Source organism: Veillonella parvula, from assembly GCF_042850485.1.
Classification (GTDB): domain Bacteria; phylum Bacillota; class Negativicutes; order Veillonellales; family Veillonellaceae; genus Veillonella; species Veillonella parvula_Q.
This window is the reverse complement of the sequence record NZ_AP031417.1, coordinates 2,069,916-2,091,595: the sequence shown is the minus strand read 5'-3', so window position 1 is coordinate 2,091,595 and position 21,680 is coordinate 2,069,916. Positions and strand designations below refer to the sequence as shown.

14 protein-coding genes and 1 CRISPR repeat array are annotated in these 21,680 nt (G+C 36.3%); all 14 genes read left to right on the top strand.

What is annotated here, in order from left to right:
* The first annotated feature begins 56 nt into the window (after positions 1–56).
* The 14 genes from ACGHIY_RS09565 (at position 57) to ACGHIY_RS09500 (ending at position 21,630) form a co-directional block, all read left to right on the top strand.
* The gene (locus tag ACGHIY_RS09565) at positions 57–1,100 is read left to right on the top strand and encodes a Fic family protein (protein ID WP_390525513.1); all 1,044 of its coding nucleotides are present in this window, start codon (positions 57–59) and stop codon (positions 1,098–1,100) included.
* A gap of 94 nt (positions 1,101–1,194) precedes the next feature.
* Positions 1,195–1,569: a hypothetical protein gene (locus ACGHIY_RS09560; RefSeq protein ID WP_004694437.1), complete on the top strand. Its 375-nt coding sequence runs from the start codon at positions 1,195–1,197 to the stop codon at positions 1,567–1,569.
* Positions 1,570–2,006: 437 nt separating this feature from the next.
* Complete coding sequence (locus ACGHIY_RS09555) at positions 2,007–3,437, top strand: [FeFe] hydrogenase, group A (RefSeq protein WP_316073838.1); 1,431 nt, start codon at positions 2,007–2,009, stop codon at positions 3,435–3,437.
* Between the two features lie 488 nt (positions 3,438–3,925).
* Positions 3,926–5,074 carry a glycoside hydrolase family 3 N-terminal domain-containing protein gene (locus tag ACGHIY_RS09550; RefSeq protein WP_008714589.1) on the top strand — a complete coding sequence of 383 codons (1,149 nt, stop codon included), beginning with the start codon at positions 3,926–3,928 and terminating at the stop codon, positions 5,072–5,074.
* 457 nt (positions 5,075–5,531) lie between these two features.
* Positions 5,532–6,596 (top strand): ATP-binding protein, encoded by a 1,065-nt coding sequence (locus ACGHIY_RS09545; RefSeq protein WP_008601927.1) that lies wholly within the window; start codon positions 5,532–5,534, stop codon positions 6,594–6,596.
* Between the two features lie 384 nt (positions 6,597–6,980).
* Positions 6,981–7,712 carry a hypothetical protein gene (locus tag ACGHIY_RS09540; protein ID WP_390525512.1) on the top strand — a complete coding sequence of 244 codons (732 nt, stop codon included), beginning with the start codon at positions 6,981–6,983 and terminating at the stop codon, positions 7,710–7,712.
* A gap of 532 nt (positions 7,713–8,244) precedes the next feature.
* The gene (gene purB, locus ACGHIY_RS09535) at positions 8,245–9,588 is read left to right on the top strand and encodes an adenylosuccinate lyase (protein WP_390525511.1); all 1,344 of its coding nucleotides are present in this window, start codon (positions 8,245–8,247) and stop codon (positions 9,586–9,588) included.
* An 851-nt stretch (positions 9,589–10,439) separates the two neighbouring features.
* Complete coding sequence (locus tag ACGHIY_RS09530) at positions 10,440–11,015, top strand: TonB-dependent receptor (protein ID WP_390525510.1); 576 nt, start codon at positions 10,440–10,442, stop codon at positions 11,013–11,015.
* A 431-nt stretch (positions 11,016–11,446) separates the two neighbouring features.
* Positions 11,447–15,634 carry a type II CRISPR RNA-guided endonuclease Cas9 gene (gene cas9 / locus ACGHIY_RS09525; RefSeq protein ID WP_390525509.1) on the top strand — a complete coding sequence of 1,396 codons (4,188 nt, stop codon included), beginning with the start codon at positions 11,447–11,449 and terminating at the stop codon, positions 15,632–15,634.
* A 28-nt stretch (positions 15,635–15,662) separates the two neighbouring features.
* On the top strand, positions 15,663–16,538 hold the full coding sequence (gene cas1 / locus ACGHIY_RS09520) for a type II CRISPR-associated endonuclease Cas1 (protein WP_390525508.1): 876 nt from the start codon (positions 15,663–15,665) through the stop codon (positions 16,536–16,538).
* On the top strand, positions 16,528–16,848 hold the full coding sequence (gene cas2 / locus ACGHIY_RS09515) for a CRISPR-associated endonuclease Cas2 (RefSeq protein ID WP_198001854.1): 321 nt from the start codon (positions 16,528–16,530) through the stop codon (positions 16,846–16,848). The genes cas1 and cas2 overlap by 11 nt, the downstream gene beginning before the upstream one ends.
* The gene (csn2, locus tag ACGHIY_RS09510; RefSeq protein WP_288565557.1) at positions 16,845–17,519 is read left to right on the top strand and encodes a type II-A CRISPR-associated protein Csn2; all 675 of its coding nucleotides are present in this window, start codon (positions 16,845–16,847) and stop codon (positions 17,517–17,519) included. Before cas2 ends, csn2 begins: the two co-directional genes overlap by 4 nt.
* Before the next feature lie 64 nt (positions 17,520–17,583).
* Positions 17,584–18,807: a CRISPR direct-repeat array (repeat unit 36 nt; unit sequence GTTTGAGAGTAGTGTAATTCTGTAAACCTCTAAAAC).
* Between the two features lie 566 nt (positions 18,808–19,373).
* The gene (locus tag ACGHIY_RS09505) at positions 19,374–20,633 is read left to right on the top strand and encodes a hypothetical protein (protein ID WP_390525507.1); all 1,260 of its coding nucleotides are present in this window, start codon (positions 19,374–19,376) and stop codon (positions 20,631–20,633) included.
* A gap of 460 nt (positions 20,634–21,093) precedes the next feature.
* Positions 21,094–21,630, top strand: coding sequence for a flavin reductase (locus tag ACGHIY_RS09500; RefSeq protein ID WP_390525506.1), 537 nt, complete (start codon positions 21,094–21,096; stop codon positions 21,628–21,630).
* Positions 21,631–21,680: the final 50 nt, after the last annotated feature.

The window sequence follows — 21,680 nt, the reverse complement described above, 5'->3', positions numbered from 1 at the left end:
TAATCTAAGGGAATAGTTTTATTTATAAGGGATTAGAGCGGAATGGAGGTGTGTGTATGCGTCGTTTTGAGTATGGCCAGATTCAATCTTTGTCGTGGGAGATGGATATTTTGAGTCTTATTGCGGGGATTTATCGGGGAAATGGCAAGGAGGAGGTTTTGCTTTCACAGAGTCCTGCCATATTAGACTCGCTTGTAGAGTTGGCAAAGGTACAGAGTACAGAGGCTTCAAATGCGATTGAAGGGATTGTGACGACGAGTACACGTCTCCGGCAGTTAGTGGCTGACAAGACGATACCGCGAAATCGGGATGAGCAGGAAATCATGGGATATCGTGATGCATTGAATGTTATCCATGAGAGTTATGATTCCATATCGTTGTCTCGGAACCATATTTTACAGTTGCACAAGATTTTGTATAATTATCAGTTTAATGTTCGTAGTGGGCAGTTAAAGAGCGTACAGAATTATATTAGTGCTACGTATCCAGATGGTCGAACAGAGGTATTATTTACTCCGCTAGCACCTTATGAAACGGCGGAGGCTCTCGATCAGATTTGCGCGGAATATAATCGGGTTGTAGGTAATGGCGAGGTGGAACCACTTCTAGCGATTCCCATTTTTATTCATGACTTTTTATGTATTCACCCTTTTAATGATGGAAATGGTCGCATGAGTCGATTGCTGACGACGTTATTGCTGTATCGAAGTGGCTTTATGGTTGGTAAATATGTGTCCTTAGAGGCTAAAATTGCAGCAAATAAGGACATGTATTATGCGGCTTTACGCGAGTCTAGTGATGCGTGGTATGGTGAAAGCTCCTGCCCTACGGCTTTCATTCGGTATTGGTTACAAATGTTATTGGCCGCTTATCATGATTTTGAGGATCGTAGTGCTTTGCTAGTAAATAGCGGTTCTGCGATGAATCAGGTGCAAGCTGCCATCGATAGGCATTTAGGGGCTTTCACAAAGCAAGATATTAGAGAATGGTGTCCAAATATCAGCGATAGTGCTATTGAAGGTGCAGTGCGTACACTTGTAAGAAAAGGCAGTATCCAGCGTAAGGGTGGTGGCCGTTCGACCTATTATGTGAAGCTTTAAGATTTGAGTTCATAAGTTTGTCTTTCATAAAATATTTAGTTTTCCCTTATATACTAGTTTGTATATTTTTGTATTTTCTTTGAGAGGTATTAATATGAAAAAAACATTGGCAGCTGTTTTGGCAGCAGGCGCATTATTAATCGGCGGTATTGGTAGTGTTGATGCGGCTAATTGGTATACAGTAGGCACTGATAGTAATGGTGTTACTTGGTCTATCGACAATGATTCCGTTAAAAAAGATGATAAAAAAGCGGTAATGGACATTAAAGCTATGGACTATGAAGGTTACCACTACATCGTGACTGAAGAGTTCAATCATAAAAAACGGGAAGTTAAGGATCTTAAGGTGACTCTTTATAACCCACAAGGTTATGTTGTGAAAGAGGAACAAGTTAATAAAAATAGCCGTAAAGTTGAGCCAGGTACGCCTGCGTACGCTGTATTCCAACTTATTTGGGGCGGTAAATAATTGAATCCTACAGATGAGTATAATATTGATTAGTACAGGCTTGTCTAGATTGAATGATTTTGTGAAAGTTTCACTGGCGCACGTTCTTTAGAAGAACGTGCGTTTTTTATGTATAATATAATTTTGTTTTAGCTTTTATAGTATTAACAATTAAGCCATTAGTTTTTATAGCGCTATAAGTAAGTCACTTATTAAGGCACGTTAGTTAACGCTCTTAAGATAGATGAATTATTCATCTTTCTATGGTAAAATGTGATTTATATTACACTTTTTTGGAGATTTTGTGCAAAAGTGTAACAATTCTACATAGTATAAACTTTCACCATATCGTATACTATAGGTAAGATGCAGAAGTATGGCTTGGGCGCAGTGCTCCGTAGTTTAGCATATTTCGCCCCAATAGGTTTGGTAGTTATAGTTTGTTAGAGGAGGTCCTCATGTCTCAATACGAATTTATCGATAAACGCGTGCCGATTGCACTCGACAATCCATCCATTTATCACGACATTTCCAAGTGCAAAAACTGTACGTTATGCCGTCGCGCTTGTGCGGATGTAATGAGCGTACTTGATTACTACGACCTTGATGCAAACGGAGATGTGCCTGTATGTATTCATTGTGGTCAATGTGCGGCAGCATGCCCATTCGACTCCATGCATGCTAAATCCGAGCTTGAAAAGGTAAAAGCAGCCCTTGCTGATCCTGAGAAAATCGTCGTAATCCAAACAGCGCCAGCAGTTCGTGTATCCATCGGTGAAGGCTTTGGCTATGAACCAGGTACATTCTTGGAAGGCAAAATGGTTGGTGCTTTGCGTAAACTTGGTGCAGACTATGTAGTAGATACTAACTTTGGTGCGGACTTAACCATCATGGAGGAAGCATCCGAGCTTGTGGAACGCCTTAAAAATGGCGGTCAAATACCTCAGTTTACAAGCTGTTGTCCAGCGTGGGTGCGCTTTGCGGAAATCTATTTCCCTGAATTGATTCCTAACTTGTCTTCCACACGTTCTTGTATCGCTATGGAAGCGGCTATGATTAAAACGTACTTTGCAGAGAAAAAAGGCATTGATCCTCGTAAGATCGTATCCATATCTGTAAACCCTTGTACGGCTAAAAAAGCAGAAACGAAACGGGAAGAAGAAAATGCAGCGGCTCGTTACCACAATGACGAATCCCTTGGCATGGACACAGATATTTCCATCACAACTCGTGAATTCATCCGTTGGATTCAAGAGGAACATATTGACTTCAACACAGTAGAAGAATCTCAATTTGATGACTTAATCGGCATGGAAACTGGCGCATCCATCATCTTCGGTAACACAGGTGGTGTTATGGAAGCGGCGATGCGTACGGCTTACAAGCTCATCACTGATAAAGAGCCACCTCCATACGCGTTGACTCACCTTGAAGACGTTCGCGGTATGGAAGGCGTAAAAGAGGCAACTGTTCAATTGGGTGATGACGTAATATTGTCCGTTGCCGTTGTTCACGGTGGTAAAAATACACGTGACTTCTTGAATGCATTGAAAGAAAACGGTAAACACTACGACTTCATCGAAGTTATGGCGTGCCCAGGCGGTTGTATTGGTGGCGGTGGCCAACCGCGCACTAAATTGCCGCAAGCGGTGAAAACTAAAGAAGCTCGTATCGGCGGTCTTTACGAAGCTGACGAAAACTACAAATGGGTTGCGTCCTATGAAAATGAAGAAATCCAAACATTGTACAAAGATTTCTTAGGCGAACCATTGGGCCATAAGGCACACGAACTTTTACATACACACTATACAGACCGCAGCGCGGTTCTTGGTACTCGTAAAGACGTAACACCTGAAACATGTCCAACATCCCCTAAATTCAAAGGCTAATGATAGCCGATTGTTTAAATATGGTGCAAGTTGGTGTTGACTATGTACCAGTAAACAAAGAAAAATTTAAAGGTTAATAATAGTCGATTACTTAAACAGTAGGCTGTTACGGCAACTCAATGTTTATAAACATATAGTAGCGTTAGCTGTTTAGGGTATAATAACATAAAATAGAAAATCCTACGGGTCATGAGTGACTTGATACTCACGTAGCCTTTTGTTACAGTGCGGTCACTTTTTAAACGATTCGTAGGATTTTTTTATATAATTATTCAAAATTCACATATTTTTACTGTATAACTTTATTATAATAATTCAGTATAAAAAAAATTATTTTATTATGAGGAAAAGATGAATCATTTAGTGTATAATATAAAAATATACTGTACGGATCAAGAGGGGACTTATGGGTGTTGCATTGGGAGAGCAACATAGAAAGCCCATAATATTCATAATATTGCGTAAGCATTAAGGAGCTTTTAGGAGAGATGAACCAGTTTTTTCGGCGGGTCCTGAGTGGCCTCGCCTTACTAGTTGCTGTCGTTGGTACAACTGGATGCCAACATGAGAGTCAGGCAGAACAAGAAACGGTACGAACCGTATCGTACCGTGCCGTCCTGGAGTCCAACAAACCCGTGTCTGAAAAGGTGGACACTTGGATTGCGGCCATGTCTCAAGAGGATAAGGTGGGGCAGCTGATGATGATCAGCCTTCATGGTAGCACGATAGGACAATCCCAAAAGGATGTGATCCGAAAATACCGTGTCAGTGGCGTTATGCTAACGAATGAAAATCTTATTAATAAGAACCAAGTGAAAACTTTCACCAGCGATATTATGCAAACGGCGATAACCTCTAGCATGGTGACACCTTATATTGCGGTGCATCGTGATCGCATATTGCATGGGAATGAAAGTTTCTTGCGGTTGCCGAAGCCCAATCGATGGGGGCAATTGCCTATGGATCGTATCATTAATTTGGCCACGCGATCTGCTATTGAAATGCGGGATATGGGCTTTAACTTGGTTATTGGGCCTAATGCTAATCTTGGTGTACCTAATATGTCCTATACATCTGACCCCACGTGGGCAGGTCACATAAACCTTGCCATGGTGGAGCGTTACCAAATTAATCATATGTGGTCCGCTTATAACTACTTTCCGGCAGTGACCTTAGGGGATGCGTCCTTTGGCTCAGCTAATGAGGCAAAAGCATATCTCAGCAATAATGATGTAGCCGTCTTTAAACGTCTTATCGCGCAGACAACGGCGAATAGCTATATGCTTGTGATGAGCCACATTCAGATTCCCGCTATCGATAATGAACACTTGGCGAGTTCCTCTAAGCCGATTATTGATGGTTGGCTTCGCAAGGAGCTTGGCTATAAGGGTATTGTTATGACGGATCGTATTGATGTAGGTGCTTTGCAATCCAATCAAAAGATAGGCGATTACGCTGTGGCCTCTATTTTGGCGGGCAGTGATCTTATTCTTGTTGATGCGGATACGATTCATATCGATGAAGTCCATCGTGCGCTGACGCAAGCGGTGGCGGATGGAACGATTACGACCGAGCGTCTTAACGAATCGGTTAAGCGCATCTTATTGATGAAAATGCAAACGCAAATTGATCCATAAGATATTTAGGAATATTAGATTTTGTAATCAAAAATTTACGAATTAGATATTTACAAGTTAGATATTTACTATTAAGAAACTTAGTATAAGAAAATTCAGTAACAATTTAATATGCTTTACATGCAAATGACGTGCTATACCTTTTAGGTAGCACGTCATTTTTAACATATATGGATTAAACTATATAGATTAAAATCTATAGTTTAATATGTATAGCTTATAATGTATAACTTATATAACCATGCCTTATAGGATATGTTGATATCAAAGGTATATGAAAATAAAGTAATTATAATGCCTTTTATGATGGTAAGGCAACACGTATCGCATGAAAGCTCTGATTTGATGCGTAAAAAAATTAACATAATAAAAAGCTATGTTAACTATATGAAAAAAAGTTTAATAATGATTTAAAATTATGATATAATAATTTCCGTAAATAGTTGGAGGTGAGTATATGAATTTTGTGGGACGTGCCGAAATTATAGAGCGTATCCAGTCCCGAATTGCAATGGGCCAAATGAGTTTATGTGTTGTATATGGTCCTCATCGCAGTGGTAAATCCTATGTGGCTTCGCAACTTGTACGCCGTCATAAGGCGATATATTTGGCGGGGCGCATGGCCAATGAATCCGTCCATGTAGCTGATATAAATAGAGCTCTTGAGGCACGTTTTGTTCCTGCTAATGCTCAAGATACATTCGAGCCTGTAGAGAGTTTGCAGCAGGCCTTTGTGAGGCTTTTTGAAAGCAGTGTGAAAACACCTCAGACTGTGGTGATTGACGATTATCCATCCTTGGTGGAAGCAGTTCCTCAGTTTCCCATTCACTTGCGCGATTTATTAGATACCTACAAAGATACGAGCCGTTTGAACATCATTTTGATGGCTAATGGTCTGGAACAGCTCGATGGCCGCATCATTGGCGATCGCAGCCTCATTGGGCCTTTCGTGTCCGAATATCTTGAGGTGAAACCATTTTCCTTGGTTGATATGAAATCCTTGGGTCTTCACTATGCAAAGGATGATTTGCGCACCGTCTTTGCCGTAACCGGTGGGTTACCTGCCTATGTGCAATACTTTGATAATGGTGAAAGCATCGATACGAATATTATTAACTTGTTCTTCTCAGTAACGGGAGCTCTCTTTGAAGAAACACAATATATTTTGCATCGAGATATGAAAAATATAACCGGTGCCAATGCTATTTTAACGGGTCTTGCTAGCTTGGAAAGACCGTACTACGTGGAGCTTTTACAAGAAAGCCAAATTAAAAGCGGTACCTTTACATCCCGTTTGAACGATCTCATGTCCATGGGGCTTGTGGGCCGCATTCAGGCAAGTAATCGTGGGAATGCGAAGTACGCGGATTACCATTTCACGAATAGCATGTTCCATTTCTGGTACCGCTATGTATATAAATACTGGGGAGACATCGTGCGCGGTTATGGCGCTGATGTATATTATAATCATGTAAAACCGCAGCTCAATGACTTTGTCCAAGCCGCGTGTATTGCGATTTAATCAGACAATCTCAGATTGAATACTACTACCTAAAGATTGAATACTATTACCCAATGATAGTATATTTCCTCTAAAAAATGACACCACATTATGTATGTGGTGTCATTTTTAGTAATTATCTATTTTCAGCAATTACCCTTTGAATCGCATAGGTACGGTGTACTATGGATAGAAACTAAGATTCAAATTTAAAAACTGTTTTCTTAGTATATGGATTTTGATGTTCTTTGTGTAGTATGAATAAATTATTAAACTATAAATTAGCTAAACTTATATTAAAACATACTAGGTTTCTATGATTTTGTTACAATAAAATGATTGGTAGTTATAATAATCTGTAGGAATTGTCAATCTGAGGTTGAGCGTAGAGGGGAGGAGAATAATATGAAATGTAGAGTGAAGTTATTTGTGTGTATGTGTTTTAGTATTTTGTGCTTATCTTTTATGTTAAGTGTTGAAGCTTATCAAACATCATTGGATAGTGTTATTCATGTCTCCCAAAAGATTGCAGGTGATTGGTATGATGCCAATGGTAATAAGGTATTAAGTATTTCAAATGGTTATATTAATGGGTGCCGTATCGTGGATGGTACTGATTTCGCAGGGGGTTATCCAGGTTTAGGTGTTTTTATTATTCAAGAGGCACAAGGTAGAAAGGCTATTCATTTAGAATGGTTAGGGTTTGATGAGCATAAGACTTTGATCATGAATAAAAAAGATCAACTAACAAGTAAATTTCCAAAAGAGCATTATGAATCTGTTCATGGAGTGTATTTGGGTATGACTCGACAACAGGTTATTGACTTGCTAGGTATACCAAATTCTATTGATAAAATATATGGTCGTGAGATATTAAAATATACGGACTTAGGTTTTCAAATTAGGACCGAGTATAATATGGTTACAGAGATTACACTTACTGGTAAAGGTGCTCGTTTGGATAAGTCTGGATTGGGGATTGATTCTTCTATGGTTGATTATTACAACTTCTATCAATTTAATAAAATGCCATCCGAGCTTTCAAAGGATAAATATCAATTACCATTTTCTATTGGTCATGGTGAATTTATATTCTTTGGTGGTAACGAGGTTTCGCTCACTATTTATAATACTTAATATTGTAAAAGTAACCAGATATTGTGACTATAATATAGTAAGAAGGTATGAGCAGGTGTTACTCCTATGAAATCCTAGTTACAAATAGGCACGTTCTCAAGGATATAGTATATTTATACTAATGAGAGCGTGCTTTTGTTATTGTTTTTTGAGCCTTAGTATTCCTTATTTGCCTTACAAAAAGCAAATAGCCTTCCGTTGCCTAGTTTAACTAGATAACGGAAGGCTATTTCCTAATCTTTTTTCGATTTCGAGATGCACCTGATGTTTCGACTGGTCTGACTATCTTTTAATATGATAGAGATAAAGGTATATCGTCAAATTGAGATGAATATGTACAATCGCATTAGATTAGTATTCTTAAACGGATTTATTTTGAGTACTGATAATTAAATTTAATAATAAGATGTATAATAAAGTATAGTGATTCAAGCAACATAATTTGCATTAGGTATACTCTTGGCAAACCGCATATATGAATGTGTATGGTGTGCAATTCGATAATGTAGTTGGAGAATAGGAGGCGCATATTATGGCAAGCACAGTGATCGATAGTAAAGTGTTTGGTGCATTATTTAGTACTGATGAAATGAGACGTGTATTTAGCGATCTAAATCTTGTACAGAAATGGTTAGATACCGAGGCAGCTCTTGCACAGGCGCAAGGTGAGCTCGGTGTGATTCCTAAAACTCAAGCTGAAGATATCGTTAAGTATGCTGATGCTAAGGCTCTTAATATTGACGAGATTGGCGAGTTCTACAAATCCTCTATTACTATTGTTCCTTTGTTGAAAGCTTTCAAAGAAATCCTGCCAGATAATGCAGGCGAATATGTCCATTGGGGAGCCACAAGCCAAGATATTGTCGATACAGGTCTTATCTTGCAAGAGAAAGAGGCATACCAAATTATCTTACGAGATATGAAAGTGTGCCAACAACATGTACTCAATCTTGTAAAAAAATATAAAGATACCATTATGTGTGGTCGTACTCATGTTATTCATGCGTTGCCGATTACATTAGGTTATAAAGTCGCTGTATGGGCCGATGAATTGGGGCGCGATATTCAACGGTTAGAAGAGATTGAAAAACGTGTATTTGTGGGTCAAATGTCTGGTGCGGTTGGTACATTAGCATCACAACCAGAAAAAGGCTTAGAAACACAACAACGCATGATGGAAATTTTGGGGCTCGGTCAACCGACCATCTCATGGCATGTTGCTCGAGATAGCCAAGCAGAGTTTGCTAGTACACTAGCTTTATGTGCCGGTACATTAGGCCGCATTGCTCATGAGATTTTAAGCTTACAACGTACCGAAATTCTTGAGTTAGAAGAACCGTTCTTCATGGGTAAAGTTGGTTCCTCTACTATGCCACATAAACGTAATCCTCAAGTATTAGAAAACATTATCGCTGTTTGTCGTAGCGTACGTACCATTGCTCCTGGTATTGCAGAAGCCATGATTTGTGAAAATGAACGCGATTGGGGATGCTTATTAACAGAATGGGAATCCATCCCAAGAGCTTGTGAATTATTGGCTGCTGCTTTAGAAAAATCTAAAGACGTACTAGAAAATCTTATTGTATATCCAAAACATATGGAGCAAAACCTATACAAACTACGTGGCTTGATGATGAGCGAATGTATCATGATGCATTTGGCACCTCGTTTGGGCCGTATGACAGCACATTCCATTGTTTACCGTACATGTATGAAAGCCTATGAAGAAGAAGCACAAATGAAAGATGCCTTGATGGCTGAACCAGAGGTTACGGAAGCCTTTACAGAAACAGAAATCGACTATATGTTGGACCCTCATAATTATATTGGTTTGGCAACTCAATTTGCTGACCGAGTATTAGAAAAATATAAATAAGGTTATGTATACTAGGGCCCAATTAAGGGCCCTTTTATGTAAGGAGTCGATAGTATGACTGTGAAATGGAATAGATTATTAATCGTATTGGTGCTGGGGATGTTACACAAGGTGAATGATGAAAGCTAGGTTTTATTATGACAACTGTTAATATAGTAATTTGGCTAGGCATCGGTGGAGCTTGGTGGCATGCTATCGGATTATGGTAATAATTCATCCTTAGATTCAAATTCATACTGCAGTGATAATATATTTAGTAATAATATATCTTTAGATTTAAAAGCATATTGAACTAGATAAATAAGAAAAACTCCTATTAGTTTAACCGATAGGAGTTTTCTCTTTATTTATCTATATATCTCTATTATTCGTTCCTTATTGTATCGTATATTAGTTCGTTTTATAATAAAGTTAGGATAGTCAGATGAGGTTGGGCCTCTCTTCGTCATCGAAGGGAGGGATAAGCCTATGAGTGATTATGAAGTAATCATGCTCGTATTACAGGTGATAACTGTGGTTATTGCTTTTGGGGCACTAATAGCGCTTATTTGTCTCACAAAAGACAAATAGCCCTTCGTTATCTTAGATGATTCGATAACTGAAAGGCCATTTCTCAAGATTTTCTGTTTTTAGAGATGCGCCTGACGTTACGACTCGTCTGACTATCTACCTATATTATAGGGATAAAGATATATATCGTCAAATTGAGATAAACCTTATAAATATCAATATAGGTAAATCCTAGATACTAAATTATAAAATTATTAATCATAGGCACAGCCTTATTTGCATAGTATACTTATGCTAATAAGGCTGTACTTATTTTATTGAGAGCATTTAGGAGAGAAAATATGAAAGCAAAACATATGGTTATGGGGCTTACGATAGCCTTACAATTTGTTAGTGGATTTAATTATACTGCAGATGCGAGTTGGCTGAGTAAAACTTGGGACCGCCTTGAAACAAATGCAGCGAAGCAGTCTTATGATTGGCCAAAAGCTGAGCAATATAGACATTATAGTATTGGTCAGTATGTAGGTGAGAGATTGCCACAAAAAGAACTTATGGTGCTTGGAGTTCCATTAGGCAGTACTTTTGATGAGGTGAAAGCCAGTCTAGGTCAACCAACAAAGGAAACTAGATATGGCTTATCCTATGGTGGGGTAACTTTTGGTAATACTATATTGGGAGGTATGGATAATACTGTTACGTATATATCGATTACGAATCGTGATGCGGTAACTTATAGAGGAATAGCTGTGGGAGACTCTATGAGAAAAGTCTTAAAAGTTTATGGGCGCCCAGATTACATTGATTATGATGATCGTTGGTTTTATGGATTATTACAATATAGAACTGATATGATGAACGGCATACTATTTGAACACAAAGGAGATAAAGTAAGTAAAATTATGATTTATCTTTAAAATTGATATAGTTAAAGTGCACCTTTATGCGTTAAACATAGAGGTGCACTTTTTTTTGACTAATATTAACTCTAATATATTATAGGGCATGGACATAGAGTTAGATTTAAAGAAGTCCCGTATAACTATAAGTTTTATGAGAAAATGATGAATTTATTTATTATTTTATGCTAAAATGAAGTTAATTATACAGGGGTTGGCGACTTATAGATTATAGATACTATTTAAATAGGAAATTTTTGCAATAAAAAATCTCAATTCCGAAGAATTGAGAGTAGGTGCCCCACGTCGGGCGGCCCGAAGGCATTGTAAATAAATTTGTATTTGAACTCGTAATGTAATTCTGTAAACCTCCAAAACTAGTTGGATTAATTATAGTATAGTTAAGCATTTGATGAATGTCAATTATTAATTTCCAAAGGAGAAGACTTATGGAAACGCAAGCATCGAACCAACTTATTTCAAGTCATTTGAAAGGATATCCGATTAAAGATTATTTTGTGGGGTTAGATATTGGTACAAGCTCAGTGGGCTGGGCAGTAACCAATAAGTCATATGAGTTGCTGAAATTTCGTTCTCATAAAATGTGGGGGAGTCGTTTGTTTGATGAGGGAGAATCCGCTGTGGCACGCCGTGGATTCCGGTCTATGCGTCGTCGTTTAGAACGTCGTAAATTACGCTTAAAACTATTAGAAGAATTGTTTGCTGATGCTATGGCACAGGTGGATCCTACATTCTTTATGCGCCTTCGTGAAAGTAAGTACCACTATGAGGATAAAACGACCGGTCATAGTTCTAAACATATTTTGTTTATCGATAAAAACTATACTGATCAAGATTATTATAAAGCGTATCCTACTATTTATCATTTGCGTGAAGAGTTAATGAAAGATGGTACTGATGATATTCGTAAGTTATTCTTGGCAGTACATCATATTTTAAAATACCGTGGTAATTTTCTTTATGAAGGGGCTTCATTTGATTCAAATGCTTCAACGCTTGATGATGTGCTTAAACAAGCCTTAGAAAATATTACGTTCAATTGTTTTGATTCTAGTGCTGCAATTGGTTCTATCGGTCAAATCCTTATGGAGCTAGGTAAAACAAAATCTGACAAAGCAAAGGCCATAGAACGTCTTGTTGATACATATATAATTACTGATAAAGTGGATACTTCTGGTAAAACTCAAAAAGAACAGGTCAAGGAGGATAAAAAAAGACTTAAATCATTTGCTAATTTGGTGTTAGGTTTATCTGCGAGCCTTACTGACTTATTCGGCTCTGTAGAGGATTTAGATGAAGATCTTAAAAAGTTACAAATTATAGGGGATACATATGATGAGAGACGTGATGACCTAGCTAAAGTTTGGGGGGACGAGATTCATATTATTGATGATTGTAAATCTGTATATGATGCTATTATCCTTATGTCTATTAAAGAACCTGGCCTTACTATTTCTGAATCTAAGGTAAAAGCTTTCAACAAGCATAAAGATGATTTAGCTATATTGAAATCTTTATTAAAGGCTGATAAAAGTATTTATAATACGATGTTTAAGGCTGATGAAAAAGGTCTACACAACTATGTGCATTATATTAAACAAGGCCGTACTGAGGAAACTAGTTGTAACCGTGAAGATTTTTATAAATACACTAAGAAAATAGTAGAAGGACTATCTGATTCTAAGGATAAAGAATATATTCTTAGTCAAATTGAGCTACAAACATTATTACCATTACAACGAATTAAAGACAATGGTGTTATTCCTTATCAATTACATTTAGAAGAACTCAAAGCAATCCTTACTAAATGTGGTCCTAAATTCCCATTTTTAAATGAAGTGACGGATGGTTTTTCTGTAGCAGAGAAACTTATTAAAATGCTTGAGTTTCGCATTCCGTATTACGTAGGGCCTTTAAATACTCATCATAATGTAGATAACGGTGGTTTTGCTTGGGCGGTTCGGAAAGCATCTGGACGAGTAACTCCGTGGAATTTTGATGATAAAATTGATCGGGAAAAATCAGCAGCTGCTTTTATTAAAAACCTTACGAATAAATGTACTTATTTGTTAGGTGAAGATGTGTTGCCTAAATCATCTCTTTTATATAGTGAGTTCATGTTGCTTAACGAGCTAAATAATGTGCGTATTGATGGGAAACCATTAGAGACAAAGGTAAAAGCGCATCTTATTAAGGCCGTATTTAAGCAAGACCATAAGAAGATGACTAAAAATCGTATAGAGCAATTCTTAAAGGATAATAATTATATCTCTGAGAAGCATAAACTTGAGATTACAGGTCTTGATGGAGAAATTAAAAATGATTTAGCCTCTTATCGTGATATGGTTCGTATTCTTGGTAATAATTTTGATTTGTCTATGGCCGAAGAGATTATTACGGATATTACTATCTTTGGTGAAAGTAAAAAAATGTTACGTGAAACGTTGCGTAAAAAATTCGCTTCGTGCCTTGATGATGAAGCTATCAAAAAATTGTTGAAATTAAGATATCGAGATTGGGGACGTCTTTCTAAGAAATTACTAAATGGTATCGAGGGATGTGATAAAGCTGGTGATGGTACACCTGAAACTATTATTATATTGATGCGTAATTTCAGCTATAACTTGATGGAACTATTAGGCGATAAATTTTCCTTTATGGAACGTATTCAAGAAATAAATGCTAAATTAACAGAAGGTCAAATCGTGAACCCTCATGATATTATCGATGATTTAGCGCTTTCACCTGCTGTTAAACGTGCGGTATGGCAGGCATTGCGCATCGTTGATGAAATTGTACATATTAAAAAAACTTTACCGGCTCGTATCTTTGTAGAAGTAACACGGTCAAATAAAGCGGAGAAAAAGAAAAAAGATTCTCGCCAAAAACGATTATCAGATTTATATGCAGCAATAAAAAAAGATGATGCATTATTAAGTGGACTTACGAACGAAGAGTTTGGAGGGCTAAAATCAGGACTAGCTAAATATGATGATGCGGCTTTAAGAAGTAAAAAGCTTTATTTATACTACACTCAAATGGGACGCTGTGCTTATACTGGTGAAGTTATAGATTTAAGTCAGTTAAATACAGATAACTATGATATTGATCATATTTATCCTCGTAGCCTTACCAAGGATGATAGTTTTGATAACTTAGTGTTATGTAAACGAACTGCAAATGCTCAGAAATCAGATACATATCCAATTAGTAAAGAAATTCAAAAGGCACAAAAGGCATTCTGGATATTCTTGAAGCAACAAGGTCTTATTAGTGAACGGAAATATGAGCGCCTTACTCGCATTACACCGCTTACAGCTGATGATTTAAGTGGTTTTATTGCTCGTCAATTAGTTGAAACTAATCAATCAGTTAAGGCAGCCACAACATTACTGCGTCGTCTTTACCCAGGTGTTGATGTAGTCTTTGTAAAGGCTGAAAATGTAACAGACTTCCGTCGTGATAATGACTTTATCAAAGTTCGCTCATTGAATCATCACCATCATGCTAAAGATGCTTATTTAAATATTGTTGTTGGTAATGTATATCATGAAAGATTTACACGTAACTTCCGTGCATTCTTTAAAAAGAATGGAGCTAATCGTACATATAACTTAGCGAAGATGTTCAATTATGATGTAAATTGCACAAATGCTAAAGATGGAAAAGCTTGGGATGTAAAAACAAGCATGGATACTGTTAAGAAAATGATGGACAGCAACGATGTTCGAGTGACGAAGCGTGTTTATGAACAAAAGGGACAATTGTCTGATATTAATTTGACTAAGGCGAGTAAAGTTAAGGCTGATATATATTTACCAATAAAAGCTAATGATCCAATTATGTCACAGAATATGAAATATGGAGGCTATTCAGATATAAAGAATGCATACTATACGATTATTGAGTATAGTGATAAAAAGAATAACAGTATCAAGGCATTTATACCAATACCTATATTTATAGCTACTAAGACTTTAACGAAGCAAGCTCTTTTAGAATATATAAAAACGGTTTTACCAAAGGCTAATAATCTACGAATAATTTATAAAAAAGTATATAATGATCAGTTATTAAAAATTGATGGATTTAACTATTATTTAGGTGGCCGATCAAATGATCGTTTTTGTATTGATAACGCAATTCAACTTATAGTTCCTTTAGAGATTCAGTTTTATATAAAATTGGTTGAGAAATTTACAGCTATAATATCAGAAAATAAAAATATTGCGCTTAAAGCGTCATCGGTCAAATCTAGAAATCCAATAAATAATCAGGTTGAAAATATAACCTTAGAGTATACGCAAAAATTATTCGATTATTTGGTATCTAAGTTTAACGAGCTTATTTATTTGAAGATGAGAGGTAATAAGTTAACAGATGTTAATAATATAGGAAGAAAACAATTTATAAAACTTTCTTTAGAAGAACGATGTAAGGCATTAGCTGAGCTGCTTAATATTTTTACTAATATGAATAAAAAACTATCTTTAAGTACTATAAATGTTAGCGCATCTCGTAAAGTTGTTAATTTTAAGATTTCGTCATTAGATGAATTTAAAATTGTAAATGAATCTATTACTGGTCTATATTCTAATGAAATAACTATAGTTTAAAGCGTGGGAGTTAGTATTAGGGGTTATTATGAGTTGGCGTACGGTAGTCATAGGTAGTCGTTCTAAGTTAGATTTTAAAATGAATTACATGATTATTCGTAAGGACTTTGAAACGACTAAAGTATATATTGATGAAATCTATATGTTGATTATTGAATCTACGGCGGTGAGCCTCACCGCCGTACTCTTAAATGAGTTGATTAAAAAGAAGGTGGCTATTGTATTTTGTGATGAGAAACGAAATCCAGCGAGTGAGGTTCTTCCATTACATGGTAGTCATAATAGTAGTAAACGTTGTCGGGAGCAAGCTAATTGGTCTAAAGATGTACAGGCTTATATTTGGACTGAAATTGTACGGCATAAAATTATGAATCAAGCAGACTTATTACAGCATCAGAATTTAGCTGAGGCAGATTTACTATATCAATATCTGGATGAGTTGACTTTAAACGATGAAACGCAACGTGAAGGTCATGCTGCAAAGGTATATTTTAATGCTTTGTTTGGAAAATCATTTTCTCGAGAACAAGATAATCCTATTAATGCAGCCCTTAATTATGGATATGCGATATTGCTTTCTGCAGTAAATCGAGAGATTTTATCTTTAGGATATATTACACAATTAGGGTTAAATCACTGTAATCAATTTAATCCGTATAATTTAGGATCTGATTTAATGGAACCATTGCGTGGATTTGTTGATGCAGTAGTTATCAAGTTAAGACCTACAGAATTTGACCGTAATGTGAAGCTTGCTCTTATAGAATTGCTATCTGAAGATGTAAAGATTAATGATACCGTTCGAACATTTAGTGCAGCGATTCGTATTTATTGTAAAAGTGTGTTTGATGCATTGTGTACTCAAAATGCTAATCAGATTAGGTTTATAGAATATGAGCTATAGATTTATGAGAATACTAGTAATGTTCGACTTACCGACGTTAACTTCGGAAGATCGAAAAGAATATAGGAATTTTAGAAAGTACTTAATTGTATCTGGCTTTCTGATGTTACAAGAGTCTGTATATTCAAAGTTAGTTCTTAATACAACTAGCGCTAATCTTATTATGGAACATGTGCGTAAAAATAAGCCACCTAGCGGTAGCTTATTTATGTTAACTGTAACAGAAAAGCAGTTTTCAAGAATGGAAATTGTAGTTGGAGATAAGCAAAGTGAAGTTATAGATTCAACAGAGAGGGTGCTCGTGATATGAAATTAATGTATCAAGATTCTATATTGGACTTTGAGATATTTCATGATAAGGTAACCGTTATATCTTTTGAAGATTGTAAAGCTTTTCGACATATGGTTACAGAGCTCGATATACAGTGTGATGGTGGTGAAGGGCCTTGGATCTTAAACGATAATAATAAAGCTTTTAGTATAGATAAGTATAGCCATATGATACTTAATCCATTATATGTAGATGTAAATAGTAAAACTTTATTAACTAAATTACAAAACCAACTATCTAAAGACGCTTTATTGATGACTGAAGAGGTAGCGGATATTGTAAATCGACTTCATGCCTTTTACTATTCTTTAGAATTTGGATATCCTTTATCAATCCAACATAAACTTGAAATTGGAACTGCTGAACTTATTAAATTAGGGAGTTTTAATTTTGAGTTTAATCGTAAAGGAGATGTTATGGATTTAATGTCCTATATAGAAGTGGTGGATACATTATTATCTCCTATGCTGTATATTATGGTGAATTTAGATCTAGTTTTAAATGACGATGAACTTAATGCATTTTATCAAAATATGCTAAGTCGGCAATTACGACTGGTTTGTCTAACAACTGGATCTCTTAACAAAGAAAAACTTGATAAAAGCCTTATAAATGGGTATATTTTAGATAATGATTTCTGTGTTATTTGAAGAGGATACAGAATTACACCTAGTGGTAGCTCGAGTTATTCTTGAGCCTCAAATTTAATTTGGGGTTTGAGAGTAGTGTAATTCTGTAAACCTCTAAAACGGCAAATACTCGACTGCAGCAACATACGAGGTTTGAGAGTAGTGTAATTCTGTAAACCTCTAAAACCCACATTTTATGAGGGACGCAGTAATTGTAGTTTGAGAGTAGTGTAATTCTGTAAACCTCTAAAACGAATATCCAAATAGCCAATATATTTATTCTGTTTGAGAGTAGTGTAATTCTGTAAACCTCTAAAACAATAATTGAGTAGAACAAGCTAACGCAATGGTTTGAGAGTAGTGTAATTCTGTAAACCTCTAAAACGTATGCGTGACGCCATCAAGGCATCCGCAGGTTTGAGAGTAGTGTAATTCTGTAAACCTCTAAAACACCTCCGATGGAGCAGAGCAAAATCAAATTGTTTGAGAGTAGTGTAATTCTGTAAACCTCTAAAACTCTGCTAACCCAGTATTCGCTTATGATTTAGTTTGAGAGTAGTGTAATTCTGTAAACCTCTAAAACATAGTCATGTGGACATTTAACCACAAAGTCGTTTGAGAGTAGTGTAATTCTGTAAACCTCTAAAACGCTGTGCTAAATCAATTCAAGAGTTTTGTAGTTTGAGAGTAGTGTAATTCTGTAAACCTCTAAAACCAAGCATCATATAAGGCTATGTATGATACAGTTTGAGAGTAGTGTAATTCTGTAAACCTCTAAAACTGTACAATACTTATCTTATTTAATGTATCTGTTTGAGAGTAGTGTAATTCTGTAAACCTCTAAAACGAATTCGTTTTTATTTAGATCGATAGCCTCGTTTGAGAGTAGTGTAATTCTGTAAACCTCTAAAACCTTAGATGATTGTGAAGGCTGCAACTGTGGGTTTGAGAGTAGTGTAATTCTGTAAACCTCTAAAACAGTAAACACCATATCGGCTTGTTCCTTACCGTTTGAGAGTAGTGTAATTCTGTAAACCTCTAAAACATTCCCGCCGATTACATGCGGAATTTCTATGTTTGAGAGTAGTGTAATTCTGTAAACCTCTAAAACTGAAATAATTAGACACCCTTTACCTAACGCGTTTGAGAGTAGTGTAATTCTGTAAACCTCTAAAATGCGATTGGGATTATGCAAAACTAGCAGAGGGTTTGAGAGTAGTGTGATTCTGTAAACCTCTAAAACGAGCAAATTAGATCCTTCTTTAAAGAGTTGGTTTGAGAGTAATGTAATTAGAATTTAGTAGATTATAAATTTGTGAAACGACATAAAAAGCCGAGCTACCTTGTTTTAGTAGCTCGGCTTTATTTGTTAATTTATATATTTATATAATATGATGCTTATTGTATCGTATATTAGTTCGCTCTATAATAGATTTAGGATAGTTAGACGAGGTTGGGACTCTCTTCGTTTTTGAAGGGAGGGATAAGTCTATGAGCGATTATGAAATAATCATGCTCCTGTTACAAGTAATGGCTATTGTTATTGCTTTTGGGGCTTTAATAGCACTTATTTGCCTTACAAGAAGCAAATAGCCCTCCGTTGCCTAGTGTAACTAGATAACTGAAAGGCCATTTCCTAATGTTTTACTGATTTAGAGATGAGCCTGACGGCACTACTCGTCTGACTATCTACCTATATTATAGGGATAAAGATTTATATCGTCAAATTGAGATAAACCTTATAAATATCAATATAGGTAAATCCTATATACTAAATTATAAAATTATTAATCATAGGTACAGCCTTATCTGCATAGTATACTTATGTTAACAAGGTTGTGCTTATTTATTTTATAAAAATTGAGAGAGGGTACTATGTTACGTAAAAGTATAATCATGATAGCACTAGCGACTGCTTTCACTATGAATGTATGCGCTGTACAGATTGAAGTGCCAAAAGGGCAACCACCTGTGCCTAGGGCCGATGCAAGCATTCCTGCTAATGCGTATGAGAATTATCGTCATATTAATAAGGTGGCGGAGCAAGAGGTAGAGTCATATATTCAATTTGTAGAATCGAAGTCTGTAAATCCGGCATCGAAACTGGATAAGTTATATCGAGAACGGTCTGGTTTTGTTAAGGCTTCGGAGCTTGCAGATTATTCGCAGTCTACAGTTGTGTTGCTTCATGAAGGGGATAAGAATATCAGATTATCCGTACCAAATGTTAGCTTACGGGGTGATGTTGTAGAGTCTCCATCCGGAAAACAAGGGCCCTTGTTTGCTGTTCGAAGCCTTAGTGCGTTTTTAGTTGTCGGTCCACCGCATGCTAAAGAGCTTAATAAATATTCTGAAAGTAAAGGAAAATATATGTATCCAGGATTACGGAACACATCTTGGAAGCTCATGTCAAATAATGCCCATGTAATGTATGCGGAATTTACACCAAATGATACAAATACATCTTATGGCATTACCTATGGCGGTTGGGTAAATACAGAGGATCCATATCAAGATAAAGCGCCTGAAGTGGTGATGAGTAATTATATTATTCCATCTATCGAATCATTATCTGGATTAGATGCTTATACTAATGTTGAGCATTGGGGTAATTTTAACTATCGTATTCCTAAAACGGCTAAGCTCATCAGTGAAACTGTGGAAGACGAGACATATGATGTAAGAACCTATGAGGATACAGGATTTAAAATGCGGGTAATACGTAGCTTAATCAAGAAAGAAAAGCCAGATGTAACGATTATTAAGATCCCAACATTATATTTTTTACATAAATATAATGATTTAGACACACCTACACAGTATGCAGTAGTATGGAACAATGGGATTGCAGGCTCTTTAGTTGATTCCTATAAGCCTAATAGTGAATCCTATCTTCGTCATGTTGTGAGAGATTCTGTATACGTTTACAGTTATCGTATTAATTATGATGAAAGTAAAACATCTTATACACATAAACAACTGAGAGATATGATCGAATATGTGGGCTTTGATGATGCGGCAAGATTACGAAAAGAGCCACAATGGCGAGAAGAAGGGTCTTATAAGGAGAAACTTGAAGAGAGCCCAGTATTTATACCGTGGTATATGGAATGGATTAATATATTAACTCAATAAGAAATGTAGTTTTAAAGTTTTTATGGTGTAAGCGATTACCGCCAGCTTTTAATTCATAGAATTAGCTCGGCTTTTATTAGTTTATGCATATATTTATATAATATGGTCTTTATTGTATCGTATATTAGTTTGCTCTATAATAGACTTAGGATAGTTAGACGAGGTTGGGCCTCTCTTCGTTTTTGAAGGGAGGGGTGCTTATGAGTGGGTATAAAATCATTATGGTTATCCTTGGGATTTTATCAGTCATGATATCCTTTGGAGCACTTGTGGCGCTTATTTGTCTAGAAATAGCAAAATAGCCCTTCGTTTCTTCGGAAATTAGATAAAACGAAAAGGCCATTTCTACATGTTTATATGTTATTAGAGATGAGCCTGACGCAACTACTCGTCTGACTATCTACCTATATTATAGGGGTAAAGATTTATATCGTCAAATTGAGATAAACTGGAGGTTCTTATGAAAGCATTTGAAACAAAGGATTATAAAGCTTTTACCATGTTTGAGAATCGTTGGGCTCTTGTTACGGCTGGAATGCTTGATGATTTTAATACATGTACGGTTAGTTGGGGCAGTATGGGCAACATATGGGGCCCTAATGGTGGCGATATATCCACTGTGACGGTGTACATCCATCCAGCGCGTTACACTCAAGAGTTTATGGCTAAATATGATACTTTTACAGTTAGTTTCTTCCCTGAAAGCTATCACAAGGCTCTTGGTTATTTAGGTTCTCATTCTGGCCGCGACGAAAATAAGGTGGCAAATTCTGGCCTAACACCAGTTGTGGCAGGTGATGGGGTAACTTTCAAAGAAGCAGAGTTAACTTTTGTATGTAAAAAGCTATATGAACACCAATTCGATGAAGCCCATTTGGCTGAAAGGATAAAAGATTATTACGCATCTAATCCTGCTGTATATACACAAGCTGGGCATGATCGTTGGGAACCACATTATATGTACATTGGTGAAGTAGTAGAGGCTATAGAACAATAGAAATATAGAATAATAGTTGTTTAGTTAATAGCTACTTAGCAAGATAGGGC